Source organism: Halomonas sp. ANAO-440, from assembly GCF_019915905.1.
Lineage (GTDB): Bacteria > Pseudomonadota > Gammaproteobacteria > Pseudomonadales > Halomonadaceae > Halomonas > Halomonas chromatireducens.
On the sequence record NZ_JAHXBV010000028.1, the window covers coordinates 21,974 to 36,971 of the forward strand.

A 14,998-nucleotide genomic window follows, 5' to 3' on the forward strand; every position below is an offset into this window, starting at 1 on the left:
GCGGAGCCCCTTTTTGTCGTACACTGGACTCCATGGCTTGATACGACAGGCAGCCGACCGTGACGTCCAACCGATACGGGGCGCTGACGAAGGAGACCGATCCTCATGAAGAAGGCGCTTTTGGTAATCATTGGGCTGCTGGTCGCCTCCTCTGCCCTGGCGACAACTATCTATCGCACCGTCGACTCCCAGGGCAACGTGATCTTCACCGACAGTCCGGGCGGAGGTGGCGAGCCGGTGGAGCTCGCGCCGCTCACGGTGGTGCCCTCCCGGGAGCTACCCGGAAGTGCAGAGCCGCCGCGGGTGGAGGGCGTTGCGCCGCGTGCCAGCGCATCCCCGGGCCAGCCCTTCATGCCCTACGATGTCTTTCGTATCGCTTCGCCAGCGAATGGCGCTGAGCTGGCCGCCAGCCATGCAGGCAACGTGCAGGTGGAGCTTACCATCGAGCCTGAGCTGCGGCCCGACCATCAGGCCCGGTTGCTGGTGAACGGCAGGGTGAGCCAGACCGCGATGCACACCGCTGTCTTCATGCTCACCGATCTCGATCGTGGCCAGTACGTGATCCAGGCTGAGCTGCTGGATGGGGTCGGTGAGATTCGCCATCGCACCCAGCCGGTGACGCTCCATGTTCGGCGATCTCCTGCCGGTTGAGGCGGGCTCGGTTCCCCGGTTCGCCCTCCTTTCACCCACCCGTGCCCCAAGGGTGAGCGATTCCCCGCCCCACGCTGGTGGACACTTCTTTATTGCACCATGATAGTGCAGGTCATGGCCGCCACGATGCCCTGAAACGGCGCCAAGCCGTGGGTTTCAAGATTGGCGCGGTTCTTGCTTTAGCTAGGAGTGGCTAGGGTAGTTACAGGAATCCTGGCTTGCACAGGGGTTTCGCCGGCTGCGCGAAACGGGTGCGTGTTCACACCAAGAGAAGACCAATGCATCGACGTCTGATGGAACACCTCACCACTGCGGTGCTGCTACTGGATGGCAGCCTGCGCCTGAGCTGGATGAACCCCGCCGCTGAAGCACTGCTGGCGGTAAGTCTTGGGCGCGTGAAGGGGATGCGGCTGTCGACGCTGGTCACCGAGGACGATGGCATGAGCGCGGTGCTGGCCAAGTCACGCGATGATGGCCATCCCTTCACTCAGCGGGAGGTGAGGCTGGCGCTTGTAACCGGTGCGGTGATCACCATCGACTATACCGTGACGCCGCTTTCGGACGAGGAGCTTCTGGTCGAGATGGAGCCACGCGACCGTCTGCTGCGTATCTCCCGGGAGGAGGCGCTGCTCAACCGGCAGGAGGCGATCAAGGTGCTCTCCCGTGGCCTGGCCCATGAGGTAAAGAACCCGCTGGGGGGGATCCGCGGCGCCGCGCAGCTGCTGGAGCGTGACCTCGATGATCCCGCGCTTGCCGAATTCACCCGTATCATTGTCGAGGAGGTGGACCGCCTGCGGGATCTGGTGGACTGCATGCTGGGCCCGAACCAACTGGTGCGCCATGAGCCGCTCAACATCCATAAAGTGCTCGAGCGGGTGCGTACTCTACTGATGGCCGAGACTCCGATTGTTCAGGTGGAGCGTGACTACGACCCCAGTCTGCCCGACTTCCCGGGTGACGAGGCGCAGATGATCCAGGCCGTGCTGAACGTGGCACGTAACGCCGTGGAAGCCATGGCAGAGGCCGGCACGGAACAGCCGCACCTGCTGATGAGAACCCGGGCACGGCGTCAGTTCACGCTGGGTGCGGAGAGACATCGCCTGGTCTGCGAGGTGGCGCTGATCGACAACGGCCCTGGCGTTCCCGAGAGCCTGCAGGAGACGCTCTTCTACCCCATGGTGTCGGGCCGTGCCGAAGGCAGCGGACTGGGGCTGTCCATCGCGCAGGGCATCCTGCATCAACATCAGGGCTTGATCGAATGCGAATCCAGCCCTGGTCATACCGAATTTCGCTTGCTTATACCCCTGGAGAGGCGCCATGACTGATGTCGCACGTGTCGCTGTCGTCGATGATGATCGTGCCATTCGCTGGGTGCTGGAGCGCGCCCTGGCCCAGCCCGACCTCGATGTCGAATGCATCGAGCGGGCCGACCTGGCGCTCAGCCGGCTGCTGGACGACCCGCCGGATGTACTGGTTACCGATATTCGCATGCCGGGCATCGACGGCCTGGACCTGATGTCACGGGTGCGGGATGTGCATCCCGACCTGCCGGTCATCGTGATGACCGCACACTCCGACCTGGATAGTGCGGTTGCCTCTTATCAGGGCGGTGCCTTCGAGTACCTGCCCAAGCCCTTCGACGTCGACGAGGCGTTGGCGCTGGTGCGTCGTGCCGTCGCCCATGCCCGGGAGCGCAAGCGGCCGGTCAGCGTGCCCGAGGGGCTGGATGCCGAGATCATCGGCGAGGCCCCGGCGATGCAGGAGGTGTTTCGCGCCATCGGCCGGCTGTCGCACTCCCACATCACGGTGCTGATCAACGGTGAGTCGGGTACCGGCAAGGAGCGCGTGGCCCGCGCCCTGCATCAGCACAGCCCGCGGGCGGGTAGGCCGTTCATCGCGCTGAACATGGCGGCGATACCACGTGACCTGATCGAGTCGGAGCTGTTCGGCCATGAGAAGGGGGCCTTTACCGGTGCCACTGCCCAGCGCCAGGGGCGCTTCGAGCAGGCCGATGGCGGTACGCTGTTTCTCGACGAGATCGGTGACATGCCTGCCGAGACCCAGACCCGGCTGCTGCGGGTACTGGCCGACGGCGAATTCTACCGGGTCGGCGGTCACACGCCGGTGAAGGTGGACGTGCGCATCATTGCCGCGACCCATCAGAACCTCGAGACCCTGGTCGAGGACGGACGCTTTCGTGAGGATCTCTTCCATCGCCTCAACGTGATCCGCGTGCATCTGCCGAAGCTGGCCGAGCGGCGCGAGGATATCCCGCGGCTGGCGCGGCACTTCCTGGCCGAGGCGTCCAAGGAGCTGTCGACCGACGTCAAGGTGCTCACCAAGGATGCCGAGACCCACCTGACCCGGCTACCATGGCCCGGCAACGTGCGCCAGCTGGAGAATACCTGCCGCTGGCTGACGGTGATGGCATCCGGACGCGAGGTCCTGATCGAGGACCTGCCGCCGGAGCTGCGTGAGCCGGAGGCAGCGGAAAGGGGCAATGGCGATTGGCGCGCGGCCTTTCGCGACTGGGCCGACCGGGCGCTGGCCGCCGGGCACACCCATCTGCTGGAAGAAGCGGTTCCCGACTTCGAGAAGATCCTGATCGAGACTGCGCTGAAACATACCGGTGGGCGCAAGGGCGAGGCCGCCGAGCTGCTCGGCTGGGGGCGCAACACACTGACCCGCAAGCTCAAGACACTGCTGCCGGCATTGGCCGACGGGGAGTGAGAAGGCGGTACCGGGGCGTGGCCTTTACCGCCACTGTGGTGCCAGAATGGGGGCTTCAAGGAGAGATAGCCCATGACGCAGATGCACTGGCAGCGCTTGCTCGACCCCTCGCGACTCTACGGCGGCCGCGCCGGCCGTGATGAGATCGGTCGCAGCCCCTTCCACAAGGATCATGACCGGATCGTCTTTTCCGGCTCCTTTCGCCGCCTGGGGCGCAAGACCCAGGTGCATCCCCTCACCGACAACGACCATATCCACACCCGGCTGACCCATTCCCTGGAGGTGGGCTGCGTGGGGCGCTCGCTGGGCATGATCGTCGGCGAGCTGCTGCGCGAGCGGTTGCCGGAGTGGATCACTCCAGCCGACATGGGTGTCATCGTCCAGGCGGCTTGCCTGGGGCACGATATCGGCAACCCGCCCTTCGGCCACGCCGGTGAATATGCCATTCGCGACTGGTTCAAGTGCGCCGAGGCCGACGGCAGCGGGCTGCTCAAGGGACTGTCGGAGCGCGAACGCGCTGACCTGCTCACCTACGAGGGCAACGCCCAGGGGTTCCGGGTGGTCACCCAGATCGAGTACAACCAGTTCCGTGGCGGCATGCGGCTGACCACGGCGACGCTGGGGACACTCTTGAAGTACCCCTGGACGGTGGAGCACGGCGGCAGTGCCGGGAAGTTCGGCTGCTATCAGAGCGAGAAGGCGCTGCTGGCCGAGGTGGCCGACCGCCTGGGGCTGGTGCCCCGGGGCGAGGGGCGCTGGTGTCGTCACCCGCTGGCCTGGCTGGTCGAGGCGGCCGACGACATCTGCTACGCCCTGCTCGACCTGGAGGACGGCCTGGAAATGGGCATCCTGCGCTTCGACGAGGTGGCCGACGTGCTGCTGCAGATCGCCGGCGACGCCCCGCCGGACTATGCCGCCATGGAGCGCAGCGGTGTCTCCCAGCGTCGGCGTATCGCCGCCCTGCGCGGTGCGGCCATGGAGCGGGCGGTCAACGATGTGGGGGCGGTCTTCGTCGACCATGAGACGGCGCTGCTCAACGGTACCCTGACCAGCGACCTGCTGGAGCTCTGCCATCCCGACCTGGGCTGGGGGGTGGCGGCGGCCAAGCAGCTGGCGCGTGAGCGCATCTTCCAGAACGAACGCAAGGCCAAGCTGGAGATCGGCGCCTACACCACGCTTGGCATCCTGCTGGAGGCCTTTATCGGTGCGGCCCACGAGCTGCACCACACCGGTGAGTCGAGCTTCAAGCACCAGCGGGTGCTGGCGCTGGTCGGCGAGAACACGCCGCGCCCCTCTTGGACGCTGTATGACAGCTATCGACGCATGCTCGACTTCATCGGCGGGATGACCGACCACTATGCGGTGGACCTGGCCCAGGAGATGGGCGGTCGGCTGCGAGGGGACTGAACGCTGTGAAGGCCGGCCAGGACCGCGGCCGCTTGGCCAATGGCCAAGCATCGCCGGCTTCGATTGAGCCGCCCCTCAGATGGAGGGGGCGTTCAGCGGCGTATTCTTCTCCAGTTCGGCGGCGCGCTCGATGAGCGCCGCGATCACCTTGTCGTGCATGTCGTCATCGATTGGCCCCAGCTGCTTCTCTTCCAGTTGCTGGGCAAGTGACTCGCCGCTGACTACCATCAGGCCTTCCGGCGTGCCGGCGCAGATGATGTCCCAGCCGGGCAGGGTCAGCACCCCCATGATGGGCACCGGTGCGCCGCAGCGGTTCTCCAGCCACTCGCCCAGCCAGCGGGTGGTGGCCAGCGTCTTCGCCAGGGGGCGCTGCTCGCTCCAGCCGGGAAAGCGAAGGCGCTTCGGCTCCACGGTCACCACATTGATCTCTCGACCGTCAGCCGTGAAAGGACGGGTACGAGCGCGGGTCTCGACCACGAAGACCCCGTGGGGGGTGACAGCCACGTGGTCGATGGTATCGGTGTCGGTGGGCACATCGTGAAAGACGTAGTAGGGGTGCGCTTCGGGGTGAATCATGCGCTCCAGCTCCTGGCCCACGGCGAGTTCACAGGCCAGGCCCAGCTTGATGCGACGGATCAGCTGGAAGTCGCGGATCAGCAGGAAGCAGTAGATCAGCACCAGCACGGTGCTGAGTGCGCCGTAGAAGGCCCATTCCAGCCAGTTCTGCCGGCTGGCAAAGAGCATGCGGCCCATGCCGTAGACGAGTGGCGCCAGTGACACGATCGGCCCCAGGGCGCCATCCAGGAACAGGGCGGCGAAGGCACGGTCGAGCCTGTCGCGGAGGGCCTGACCGGGTTCCCGCAGGGGGCGAGCGTTGAACGGCGAGCGCACCCGTGCATCGTGCAGGTTGCGCAGCGCGATCACGATCACTGCCATTGCCCCGAGGGGAAACAGGAAGATCAGGGGGAGCAGGTATTCCAGCCAGGCCATCGGGGGTTCTTCCTTGCCTGTTATAGTCACGTAAGCATGACATTCTAGACAACCTTCCACCAGAAGAGCCATGTTGATTGCATCAAGGCGGTGGAAAGACGCCGGAGAGACGATGAGCGATGTGCCAATGGCGGTGGAGGCTTCCGGACGCCTTGCGGACTTCCTGACCCGCCATCCGAGGCTGGCGGTGTTGACCGGGGCCGGGGTGAGTACCGAAAGCGGCATCCCCGACTATCGCGATGCCAGCGGTGCCTGGAAGTGTTCACCGCCGATGCAGCACCAGCAGTTCATGAGCAGCCATGCAGCACGGCAGCGCTACTGGGCGCGGGCGCTGGTCGGCTTTCGTACCCTGCACCGGGCTCGCCCGGGTGTCGCCCATACGGCGCTGGCCCAGCTCGAAGCCGAGGGGTTGGTGGCGGGGGTTATCACTCAGAACGTGGATGGGCTGCACCAGAAGGCTGGCTCGCGACGGGTCATCGACCTGCATGGCCGTGCCGAGCAGGTCCGTTGCATGCAGTGCGGGGCGCTACGCATGCGCCATGACCTGCATGCCGAACTGGCCGAGTGCAATCCGCACTGGTTGGACAGGGAGGCGGTGGCAATGCCCGACGGCGATGCGGACCTGGAATCGGACTTTTCCGACTTCCAGGTGCCCGGATGTCGTCGCTGTGGCCAGGGGGTCTGGAAGCCCGACGTGGTCTTCTTCGGAGACAGCGTGCCCGGCGAGCGCGTGGCGCGAGCCAGGGCCATGATCGATGAGGCCGGCGCACTATTGGTCATCGGTTCGTCGCTGATGGTCTATTCGGGGTACCGCTTCGCTCGCCAGGCAGCCGGTGCCAGCAAGCCCATCGCCTGCCTCAACCTGGGGCACACCCGGGCGGATGCGCTCTATACGCTGAAGGTCGAAGCGCCAGTCGGGGAGACACTGAATGCCGTTTCGGCGATGCTTATTGGCGCGGGGCAAGCGGCAGGGTGACGGGCTCATCCCGAGTGCGCTCTTCCAGCAGCACTGGCTCGCTGGTAGCGTGGGTCAGCTCGCCCCCCTGGCGCAGCTCAGCGCTCAACTGAGGGGAGCTGGCCTCATCTAGGGCCTGACTGTCGTGGCGCAGCGCCACGGGCCAGGGGGGCGTTCCCAGGTGGGTGAGCGTGGTTTCGGCCAGGGTGCCGTCGGCATCGCTGAGGCGTACGTTCAGCTCGGCATCGTCGCTCAGCGTCAGCGGATCGGGTGGTATCACGCGAGCCTGCAGCTCGGTGAACTGCGGGGTGCCGGCGCAGCCGGCCAAGACCAGCAGCATGAGCAGCCCCAGTGCCAGCTTGCCCGACGGGCGAGTCGCAACAGTCGTCATATCTTGCATGTCATTCTCCTTGTCAGCCACCGGCCAGCTTCACGGAATAGCCGCTACGCTCCAGCTCGGCCTTGAGTACCTCGCGATGATCGCCCTGGATCTCGATGATGCCATCCTTGACGGCGCCACCGGTTCCACAGCGCTTCTTGAGACGCTTGGCCAGGGTCTTCAGTTCGGCATCGGGCAGAGGGATGCCGGAAACCGTGGTCACGCCCTTGCCCTTGCGTCCGCTTGTTTCCCGGCGAATGCGCACGACGCCATCAAGTGCCGCGATGCGGCTCTGCTCGGCGACTTCGGCGCAGCTGCAGTCTGCCTGAGGCTGGCGGCACTCCGGGCAGATATCGCCGTGCTCTGTGGAATAGACAAGGCCATGCAACTGGTCCCGCAGAGAGGCCATGGGAACTCCTTGAACGCTAAAACGATAGTCAGATGATACCGCCGGAGGGTGCGGTCTGCATTGCCGCATGCCATCGACAAGGGCAGTGCAAGGCAGGGCGAGTGGAGAGGTATAGGGTTTTGCCCGGCAAGCATCAGCGGCTATAGGCGGCCATACGGTAGTCCATGGCGCGATGATGCAGGAGATGACCGATCACGGTCGGCAACTGATACATGCTGCTGATCATGATGGCCCCTTCAGGGGTTTCTTCCACATCGGGGAAGCGGTTGAGATGGATCACTGTCATCCCCGCATCCAGGGCGGCCTTGACCCCGACCATGGCGTCGTCGATGGCGACGCAATCCTCGGCTTGGAACCCCATCCGATTGGCCGCGTGGAGGTAGAGCTGGGGGTCGGGTTTCCAGCAGTTGGCGGTATAGCCGCTGAAGAGGTTATTGCCGAAGTGATTGGCCAGGCCGATGGCCTTGAGGGAGGTTTGAATCTTGTTCTCGGGCCCGTTGGACACCACGCCACTGGGGAAGTCGGCCAGTGCCATCAAGGCCTCGGTCGCGCCCGCGATCGCCACCAGCTCGGTTTCGAGACGTCGGTTGAGATTGCTGCGCATTTCGCTCTCGGTTTCGGCCAGATGAAGCGGGTCCACGCTGCCGTAGCGACTTTCCAGTACCGTCACGATATTGCGAAAGCGGCTACCGCGGAATTCGCCGATGTAGTCACTGGCCTGAAATGGCAAGCCCAGTCGCGTCAGGCTGACGGCCATCTCGGCAGCCAGCAGAGGCTCGCTGTCCACCAGGGTTCCATCACAATCGAACAGCAGGCAGAGGGGACTTGTCATGGCCGAACATCCCTCACTAGGACAGAGGCTTGTCGAAATGTAACCATATACCCGTTATCGGCATGCTCTGCAGAAAGTTGAATGTAAAACGACGAACCTTTACGAACGCTGTTTCCAAACAGTATTGCTCGTCCCTGGCCATACTTCAAGTCTGCGCAGGCATCGGCAGTGCGGACTTCTACCGTGCTGGCATCGCAAAATGCTTGCGTTGTTTCCTGCCCTCCTCCCTATACGCTATCCGGGCGAATTACTGGGCCTACCAGGCGCATGTGCCAAAACACGCCACCCTTGCCAGGCTCCCAGGGGAGTGAGTGTGTGAGCTGAGCTGGCGTGAAGTTAATGAAACTCAAAGACTATTCATTTTATTGGCATAGGTTGGCCCGCTCTCTGCAGCAGTCAGGGTGAGCAAGACAAGCCGGTGAACCCACTACCAGCAGTCTGGTAAATGGCTTTCCGGTACGACGAGCGAAGCCTAGCGGCTTCACCAGGAAACTCAAGTTCTGACCCATTGGAGGTACGAACATGATGTCCAAGGAATTTCTCAAGAAACTCGGCATTGTCGGTATCACATTTGGCCTGACCGCCAGCCCGCTGGCGTTTGCCGACTTCCATGATGAAGAGGACGAGCAAGGTGCCGTGCCGGAGCAAGCCGCTCCCCAAGCGGGTGGTGATGCAGACGTGGGTGCAGGTGCTGACACCGGATTTGATGACGACACCGGTGCTGAAGCAGGCGCAGGCGCTGACACGGGTGTTGGCGTGGGTGCCGGCGAGACCGGTGCGGAAGCTGGCGCTGGCGCTGGTGCTGATTTCGACTCGGATGATGAGTGGGAAGATGAGACCACCGACGAGTGGGAAGACGAATATGAAGATGAAGAGTGGGACGAGGATGAGGAAGACGATCAGGACTGGTAAGACCTGATGCTGCCAGGGAAGGCGGTCACTGCCCAGGGACGGGCGGTGACGTCTCCTCAAGGTTGACGATATAGCGTCATCCACCTCACCCGCCCCCGACTATGTCGGGGGCGGTTCTATGTGACGGAGGTAATCGACATGTTATCCATGGAATTTCTCAGGAAAATCGGCGTTGCCGGTATCGCACTAGGCCTTTGTGCAAGCCCCTTGGTGGTGGCCGATTCACCACAACAGCAATCGCCAGCCGAGACAGCGCAGCCATCGGACCCCGACGAGGCCATGGGGGCGGGCAGAACAGGTGCCGATGCGGATATAGAGACCGGAACGGAGGCCAGTGTCGAAATCGATTCGGATACTGGGGGCGAAGCGGAGCCAGATGCCGAGGCCGACTTCAATACCGGCTCTGAAGATGACTGGCAAGAAGCGAGCAAGCAGCAGGCTGATCCGGATGAGGCCGATCAGTTGAGTGATTGATCGGCCTGCTGGCGTTATTCATCGCGCCCGCCTATCGGCAAGGCGTGCTACAGCCAACCCAGCCACTGCCACCAGAGGTAGTCCAGTGGCCACAGCAGCACTACGATGGGGCCTCCTGGGGCTCGCCTCTTCAATGATGTCGCTATTGGGTGCGAAGACGGTATCCGCTATGGCAAGCGGCTTGCTGGGAGGTGCTCCGGTTGCCCTCAGCCTTTGGAAAGGCGGCGAGAGTTGGCGCTGTTGGGCGCCTGGGTTTGCCAGAGGCCATTGCGCAGGGTGATGGTAGAGATCGAGGTCGACCAGAGTTCGAATGCCATGACGCCGAGCTTCCAGACGTCCATCATGGCTGCGGGGTTGAGCGGGACCAGCGAATAGGGGGTGAACGTCTTCATGGGTGCGTCCTTGTGCAGGGAGTGAAATACACTATCGGCAGTCTGAGTGCCTCGCTGGCCGGATAACAATAACCTGGGTTGCCTTCGCCTGGGTGCCTGGCAAAAGAAGACAAAAAAGGCGGCCATCCAGGCCGCCTCGGCGTATCAAGACAATGCGTTACTTCACCTTCGGGTCCAGCTCGCCCCGTTCGTAGCGCAGGAACATCTCCTCGAGGTTGATCGGCTTGATGCGGCTGGCGTTGCCGGCACAGCCGAAGGCCTCGTAGCGGGCGATGCAGACGTCGCGCATGGCGCTGACGGTCTCCTTGAGAAACTTGCGTGGGTCGAACTCGGACGGGTTCTGGGCCAGGAAGCGACGCACCGCGCCGGTGGAGGCCAGGCGCAGGTCGGTGTCGATGTTGACCTTGCGCACGCCGTGCTTGATGCCCTCGACGATCTCCTCGACCGGCACGCCGTAGGTCTCGGGGATCTCGCCGCCGAACTCGTTGATGATCGCCAGCCACTCCTGGGGCACCGAAGAGGAGCCGTGCATCACCAGGTGGGTGTCGGGGATGCGGGCGTGGATCTCCTTGATGCGCTGGATCGACAGCGTATCGCCGGTGGGCGGCTTGGTGAACTTGTAGGCGCCATGGCTGGTGCCGATGGCGATGGCCAGGGCGTCGACCTGGGTCGCCTTGACGAAATCGGCGGCCTCCTCGGGGTCGGTGAGCAGCTGGTCCATGTCCAGCTTGCCCTCGGCGCCGATACCGTCCTCCTCGCCGGCCATGCCGGTCTCCAGGCTGCCCAGGCAACCCAGCTCGCCCTCCACCGAGACGCCACAGGCGTGGGCCATCTCCACGGTACGGCGGGTGACGTCGACGTTGTAGTCGTAATCCATCGGCGTCTTGCCGTCTTCACCCAGTGAACCGTCCATCATCACCGAGGAGAAGCCCAGTTGGATGGAGCGCTGGCACACCGCGGGGCTGGTGCCATGGTCCTGATGCATGACCACCGGAATGTGCGGGAATTCCTCCACGGCGGCGAGAATCAGGTGGCGAAGGAAGGGTGCGCCGGCGTACTTGCGGGCGCCGGCGGAGGCCTGGACGATGACCGGGGAGTCCGTCTTGTCGGCGGCTTCCATGATGGCCCGCATCTGCTCGAGGTTGTTCACGTTGAAAGCCGGAACGCCGTAGCCGTATTCGGCGGCGTGGTCCAGCATCTGGCGCATGCTGATCAGTGCCATGAAATTACCTGCCTCTGTGTGCAATCTGTCTATGCAACCGGTCTGTGCAATCGGTTTGTGCAATGACGGCGCGGCCGTGGCCGCGCCGATTAAGGTGCCGGGGGTGAGTCGTCTCAGCGTTCGGCGGCGTCTTCCAGGGCCTTCACCGCCGGCAGGGTCTTGCCTTCCACGTATTCGAGGAAGGCCCCGCCACCGGTGGAGATATAGGAGACGCGATCGCTGATGCCGTACTTGTCGATGGCGGCCAGGGTATCGCCGCCACCGGCGATGGAGAAGCCGTTGCTCTCGGCGATGGCCCGTGACAGCGCCTCGGTGCCGTGGCCGAACTGGTCGATCTCGAACACGCCGACGGGGCCGTTCCACAGGATGGTGCCGGCGTCCTTGAGCAGCCCGGCCAGGCGGCCGGCGGTATCGGGGCCGATGTCGAGAATCATTTCGTCGTCGCCCACCTGATCCACCGGCTTGACCACGGCGGAGGCCTGCTCGGAGAACTCCGTCGCGACGACCACGTCGGTGGGCAGGGGGATCTCAACCCGTGTCATCAGTTCCTTGGCCTGGCCGACCAGATCGGCTTCATGCAGTGACTTGCCGACATTGTACCCGGCCGCCGCAATGAAGGTGTTGGCGATACCGCCGCCGACGATCAGCTGGTCGCACTTCTCTGAGAGGGCGTTGAGCACGTCGAGCTTGGTGGAGACCTTGGAGCCACCGACGATGGCAACCATGGGGCGCTTCGGCGTGGCCAGCGCCTTCTTCAGGGCGTCGAGTTCGGCGGCCAGCAGCGGGCCGGCGCAGGCCTGGGGGGCGAAGCGGGCCACGCCGTGGGTGGAGGCCTGGGCACGGTGGGCGGTACCGAAGGCGTCCATGACGTAGATATCGCACAGTTCGGCGTACTGCCGGGAGAGGGTCTCGTCGTCGCCCTTCTCACCGACATTGAAGCGTACGTTCTCGAGCAGCACCACTTCACCGTCGGCCAGGTCCAGCGAGGCGTCCAGATACTCCTTGATCAGGGTGACCGGGCGGCCGAGCAGCTGGCCCAGGTGCTCGGCCACCGGGGCCAGCGAGAACTCCTCGGCCGGCTCGCCCTCGGTGGGGCGGCCCAGGTGGCTCATCAGCATCACCTTGGCACCGGCGTCACGGGCGGCCTTGATCGTCGGCAGGCAGGCCCGCAGACGGGCATCGCTGCTCACCTTGCCGTGCTTGACGGGTACGTTCAGGTCCTCGCGGATCAGCACGCGCTGTCCGGAGAGGTCGAGGTCGGTCATCTTGAGCACGTTCATCGGGGCGTCTTCCTCATTTGAGAAACCGAAGCGGGGTCATTGGAGCAGGGCATGGTAACTGGCTCATGGGCTGTCCGTGGGCATGGCCGCGAGCCGCTGGCTCACGTCGAGCATGCGGTTGGCAAAGCCCCATTCATTGTCGAACCAGCACAGCAGCTTGATCAGGCGGCCGCCCGCCACCCGGGTCTGAGTGGCGTCCACGATACCCGAGCGGGGGTCGTGGTTGAAGTCGCTGGAGGCCATGGGCTCCTCGGTATAGCCCAGCAGCCCGGCCAGGTGGCCCTGGCAGGCGTGGCGCAGCAGGGCGTTGACCTGGGCGGCCGAAGTATCGCGGCGGACGCAGATCGACAGGTCCATGGCCGAGACGTTGATGGTCGGCACCCGCATGTGCAGGCACTCGAAGCGGCCGGCCAGGTGCGGCATCAGGCGGTTGATGCCGCGCGCCAGGCTGGTGTCCACCGGGACGATGGAGTGCATCGCCGAGCGGGTCAGGCGCAGGTCGGTCTGGTGGTAGGCGTCGATCACCGGCTGGTCGTTCATGGCCGAGTGTACGGTGGTGGTCACGCCGTGCTCGATGCCCAGCGCCTCATCGAGCACGGTGAGTACCGGTATCAGGCAATTGGTGGTACAGGAGGCCGCCGAGACGATGCGGTGGTGCGGTGCCAGGGCGTCGTCGTTGATGCCGCAGACGATGGTGGCATCCACGTCGCTCTCCGCCGGCTGGGAGAAGAGCAGGCGGCCGGCGCCGGCGGCAAGGTGGCGCTCTGCCGTGGCGCGATCCTTGAAGCTGCCCGAGCATTCCAGCACCAGGTCGATGCCCAGCGCGTCCCAGGGCAGCCGTGACGGATCGGCTTCCGAGAGAATTCGTATCGGGCGTCCGTTGACCACGAGCCGGCCGTTGTCTGCCGTGACGCTGCCGGGGAAGCGGCCGTGGGTGGTGTCGTAGCGGGTCAGGTAGGCGATGGTGTCCAAGTCGGACAGTTCGTTGATCGCCACGACTTCCAGTTCGGGAGCATGGCGTTCTTCCAGGGCGCGCAGCACGCACTGGCCGATACGACCGTAACCGTTGATGGCGATGCGATGGGCCATGTGGCTGCCTGGCACTCCTGAAGCGGGGGACACAAGCCGGCGATTCTAGCGCATTTGCGGGCCTAGCGTCTGCTCTAGAGCCCCACCAGTCGCCAGGCGAGGGGCAGGAAGAGAGCGCTGAAGATGCCGGTCAGGCTCATGCCCAGCGAGGCGAAGGCGCCGGCGGTGGTCCCGTATTCGAAAGCGCGTACCGTACCGATCACATGGCCGTTGACGCCCAGGACGAAGCCCAGTACCCGCTCGTCGCGGATACCCAGCCAGCGAGACAGTAGTCCGACGAAGGCGGTGGCCATCACGCCGGTGATCAACAGGCCGCCCATCATCAGGGGAATGACTCCGCCGAGCTGCTCGGTGATGCCCATGGCGATCGGTGCGGTCACCGACTTTGGCGCCAGGGAGGCGAGTACCTCGGGCGTGGCGCCGAGCAGCCAGGCGAGCCCCACCGAGTAGAGCGCGGCCAGCATGGCCGCCGGGGGCAGGGTGCAGAGGACCGGAAGCCAGAGCTCGCGAATGCGCGGCAGCTGTTGGTATAGCGGCACGGCCAGTGCCACGGTGGCGGGGCCGAGCAGCAGCATCAGCCAGCCGGCGCCGGCGCGATAGTCATCGTAGTCGATACCGGTCAGCGCCAGGGTCGCGGCCAGCAGCATCGCGGCGATCAGTACCGCGGGGCACCAGCTCGGCTTGCCCAGGCGCAGGAATAGACGTGCGCCGGTGAGGTAGGCGGCCAGGGTCAGGAAAATGGCCAGCATGGGTGTCTCGAGCAACACCGATTGCAGCCCTGCCAGGCCCTCATTCATCGGAACCCGCCTTCGGCATGAAGCGCAGCATCAGCCAGAGCGTGGTGGCGACGCTGAGCAGGGTGCCGAGCACCAGCGCCACACCGACGATGAGCCACTGGCCGGCAAACGCCTCGACGATGAAGAACACCCCCACCACACCGGGCATGATCAGCATGGCCAGTATCGCGATCAGGGGTTGGCTGGCGGACTGTATTTCCTGGCTGACGCGGCCCCTCATCATCAGCCACAGGGTCAAGGCGAGCATGCCCACCACCCCGGGGGAGACCGGCAGATGCAGTAGCCATACCAGGGCCTCTCCCAACAGCAGAAACCCCACCAGCCAGAGAAATCCGTAGAGCGACGACATGACATTCCTTGGCACGAAAATAAGCGGCTCGAAAACCCGTGCGAAAAACGATAGACCAGGGGCTTGAAAACCGCGCAAGCGCTCCTATTTGCCTGTATAGGAAGGCTCGGGGTCAACCCGGCCGCCTTCT

At 64.5% G+C, this 14,998-nt stretch carries 17 protein-coding genes; 7 read left to right on the plus strand and 10 right to left on the minus strand.

The features are described 5' to 3' along the window. Positions 1-105 precede the first annotated feature (105 nt). From KZO25_RS16560 to KZO25_RS16575, 4 genes are all read left to right on the plus strand, one after another. The gene (locus KZO25_RS16560; protein WP_223137826.1) at positions 106-651 is read left to right on the plus strand and encodes a DUF4124 domain-containing protein; all 546 of its coding nucleotides are present in this window, start codon (positions 106-108) and stop codon (positions 649-651) included. A 251-nt stretch (positions 652-902) separates the two neighbouring features. Continuing rightward, positions 903-1,976, plus strand: coding sequence for a nitrogen regulation protein NR(II) (gene glnL / locus KZO25_RS16565; protein ID WP_316935778.1), 1,074 nt, complete (start codon positions 903-905; stop codon positions 1,974-1,976). Continuing rightward, on the plus strand, positions 1,969-3,381 hold the full coding sequence (ntrC, locus tag KZO25_RS16570) for a nitrogen regulation protein NR(I) (RefSeq protein ID WP_223137828.1): 1,413 nt from the start codon (positions 1,969-1,971) through the stop codon (positions 3,379-3,381). The genes glnL and ntrC overlap by 8 nt, the downstream gene beginning before the upstream one ends. A 72-nt stretch (positions 3,382-3,453) precedes the next feature. Continuing rightward, complete coding sequence (locus KZO25_RS16575) at positions 3,454-4,788, plus strand: deoxyguanosinetriphosphate triphosphohydrolase (RefSeq protein ID WP_066443387.1); 1,335 nt, start codon at positions 3,454-3,456, stop codon at positions 4,786-4,788. Positions 4,789-4,863: 75 nt separating this feature from the next. Here the strand turns inward: KZO25_RS16575 and KZO25_RS16580 are convergent, their stop codons facing one another. Beyond that, on the minus strand, positions 4,864-5,778 hold the full coding sequence (locus tag KZO25_RS16580) for a nuclease-related domain-containing protein (RefSeq protein ID WP_223137829.1): 915 nt from the start codon (positions 5,776-5,778) through the stop codon (positions 4,864-4,866). 112 nt (positions 5,779-5,890) lie between these two features. Here KZO25_RS16580 and KZO25_RS16585 point away from each other — a divergent pair, with 112 nt between their 5' ends. Continuing rightward, positions 5,891-6,754, plus strand: coding sequence for an NAD-dependent protein deacetylase (locus tag KZO25_RS16585; protein WP_223137830.1), 864 nt, complete (start codon positions 5,891-5,893; stop codon positions 6,752-6,754). Here the strand turns inward: KZO25_RS16585 and KZO25_RS16590 are convergent. From KZO25_RS16590 to KZO25_RS16600, 3 genes are all read right to left on the minus strand, one after another. Beyond that, positions 6,726-7,133, minus strand: coding sequence for a YbaY family lipoprotein (locus KZO25_RS16590; protein WP_223137831.1), 408 nt, complete (start codon positions 7,131-7,133; stop codon positions 6,726-6,728). The two genes, KZO25_RS16585 and KZO25_RS16590, sit on opposite strands and share 29 nt — an antisense overlap. 13 nt (positions 7,134-7,146) lie before the next feature. Continuing rightward, positions 7,147-7,521 (minus strand): translation initiation factor Sui1, encoded by a 375-nt coding sequence (locus KZO25_RS16595; protein WP_223137832.1) that lies wholly within the window; start codon positions 7,519-7,521, stop codon positions 7,147-7,149. A gap of 133 nt (positions 7,522-7,654) precedes the next feature. Then, a complete protein-coding gene (locus KZO25_RS16600; RefSeq protein ID WP_066443401.1) occupies positions 7,655-8,353 on the minus strand; it encodes an HAD family hydrolase in 699 nt (232 codons plus the stop codon). A gap of 522 nt (positions 8,354-8,875) precedes the next feature. Here KZO25_RS16600 and KZO25_RS16605 point away from each other — a divergent pair. Then, positions 8,876-9,265, plus strand: a complete 390-nt coding sequence (locus KZO25_RS16605; protein ID WP_223137858.1) for a hypothetical protein — start codon at positions 8,876-8,878, stop codon at positions 9,263-9,265. 138 nt (positions 9,266-9,403) lie between these two features. Next, the gene (locus tag KZO25_RS16610) at positions 9,404-9,739 is read left to right on the plus strand and encodes a hypothetical protein (protein WP_223137833.1); all 336 of its coding nucleotides are present in this window, start codon (positions 9,404-9,406) and stop codon (positions 9,737-9,739) included. A 206-nt stretch (positions 9,740-9,945) separates the two neighbouring features. Here KZO25_RS16610 and KZO25_RS16615 read toward each other — a convergent pair whose 3' ends face one another. The 6 genes from KZO25_RS16615 to KZO25_RS16640 form a co-directional block, all read right to left on the minus strand. Beyond that, complete coding sequence (locus tag KZO25_RS16615; RefSeq protein ID WP_223137859.1) at positions 9,946-10,131, minus strand: hypothetical protein; 186 nt, start codon at positions 10,129-10,131, stop codon at positions 9,946-9,948. A 157-nt stretch (positions 10,132-10,288) separates the two neighbouring features. After that, complete coding sequence (fba, locus tag KZO25_RS16620) at positions 10,289-11,353, minus strand: class II fructose-bisphosphate aldolase (RefSeq protein WP_223137834.1); 1,065 nt, start codon at positions 11,351-11,353, stop codon at positions 10,289-10,291. A gap of 113 nt (positions 11,354-11,466) precedes the next feature. Beyond that, positions 11,467-12,633, minus strand: a complete 1,167-nt coding sequence (locus tag KZO25_RS16625; protein WP_223137835.1) for a phosphoglycerate kinase — start codon at positions 12,631-12,633, stop codon at positions 11,467-11,469. A gap of 63 nt (positions 12,634-12,696) precedes the next feature. Beyond that, complete coding sequence (locus KZO25_RS16630; protein ID WP_223137836.1) at positions 12,697-13,722, minus strand: type I glyceraldehyde-3-phosphate dehydrogenase; 1,026 nt, start codon at positions 13,720-13,722, stop codon at positions 12,697-12,699. Positions 13,723-13,796: 74 nt separating this feature from the next. Next, on the minus strand, positions 13,797-14,519 hold the full coding sequence (locus KZO25_RS16635; protein WP_066443432.1) for an LrgB family protein: 723 nt from the start codon (positions 14,517-14,519) through the stop codon (positions 13,797-13,799). Beyond that, the gene (locus KZO25_RS16640) at positions 14,512-14,868 is read right to left on the minus strand and encodes a CidA/LrgA family protein (RefSeq protein ID WP_066443435.1); all 357 of its coding nucleotides are present in this window, start codon (positions 14,866-14,868) and stop codon (positions 14,512-14,514) included. The genes KZO25_RS16635 and KZO25_RS16640 overlap by 8 nt, the downstream gene beginning before the upstream one ends. Positions 14,869-14,998: the final 130 nt, after the last annotated feature.

What these genes read in the sequence shown, in the direction of transcription:
- KZO25_RS16615 (WP_223137859.1), bottom strand. Translation starts at nt 10,131, where the DNA reads ATGAAGACGTTCACCCCCTATTCGCTGGTCCCGCTCAACCCCGCAGCC.
- KZO25_RS16575 (WP_066443387.1), top strand. Translation starts at nt 3,454, where the DNA reads ATGACGCAGATGCACTGGCAGCGCTTGCTCGACCCCTCGCGACTCTAC.
- KZO25_RS16560 (WP_223137826.1), top strand. Translation starts at nt 106, where the DNA reads ATGAAGAAGGCGCTTTTGGTAATCATTGGGCTGCTGGTCGCCTCCTCT.
- KZO25_RS16590 (WP_223137831.1), bottom strand. Translation starts at nt 7,133, where the DNA reads ATGCAAGATATGACGACTGTTGCGACTCGCCCGTCGGGCAAGCTGGCA.
- KZO25_RS16595 (WP_223137832.1), bottom strand. Translation starts at nt 7,521, where the DNA reads ATGGCCTCTCTGCGGGACCAGTTGCATGGCCTTGTCTATTCCACAGAG.
- KZO25_RS16640 (WP_066443435.1), bottom strand. Translation starts at nt 14,868, where the DNA reads ATGTCGTCGCTCTACGGATTTCTCTGGCTGGTGGGGTTTCTGCTGTTG.
- KZO25_RS16605 (WP_223137858.1), top strand. Translation starts at nt 8,876, where the DNA reads ATGATGTCCAAGGAATTTCTCAAGAAACTCGGCATTGTCGGTATCACA.
- fba (WP_223137834.1), bottom strand. Translation starts at nt 11,353, where the DNA reads ATGGCACTGATCAGCATGCGCCAGATGCTGGACCACGCCGCCGAATAC.
- KZO25_RS16635 (WP_066443432.1), bottom strand. Translation starts at nt 14,519, where the DNA reads ATGAATGAGGGCCTGGCAGGGCTGCAATCGGTGTTGCTCGAGACACCC.
- KZO25_RS16600 (WP_066443401.1), bottom strand. Translation starts at nt 8,353, where the DNA reads ATGACAAGTCCCCTCTGCCTGCTGTTCGATTGTGATGGAACCCTGGTG.
- KZO25_RS16610 (WP_223137833.1), top strand. Translation starts at nt 9,404, where the DNA reads ATGTTATCCATGGAATTTCTCAGGAAAATCGGCGTTGCCGGTATCGCA.
- KZO25_RS16585 (WP_223137830.1), top strand. Translation starts at nt 5,891, where the DNA reads ATGAGCGATGTGCCAATGGCGGTGGAGGCTTCCGGACGCCTTGCGGAC.
- KZO25_RS16630 (WP_223137836.1), bottom strand. Translation starts at nt 13,722, where the DNA reads ATGGCCCATCGCATCGCCATCAACGGTTACGGTCGTATCGGCCAGTGC.
- ntrC (WP_223137828.1), top strand. Translation starts at nt 1,969, where the DNA reads ATGACTGATGTCGCACGTGTCGCTGTCGTCGATGATGATCGTGCCATT.
- KZO25_RS16580 (WP_223137829.1), bottom strand. Translation starts at nt 5,778, where the DNA reads ATGGCCTGGCTGGAATACCTGCTCCCCCTGATCTTCCTGTTTCCCCTC.
- KZO25_RS16625 (WP_223137835.1), bottom strand. Translation starts at nt 12,633, where the DNA reads ATGAACGTGCTCAAGATGACCGACCTCGACCTCTCCGGACAGCGCGTG.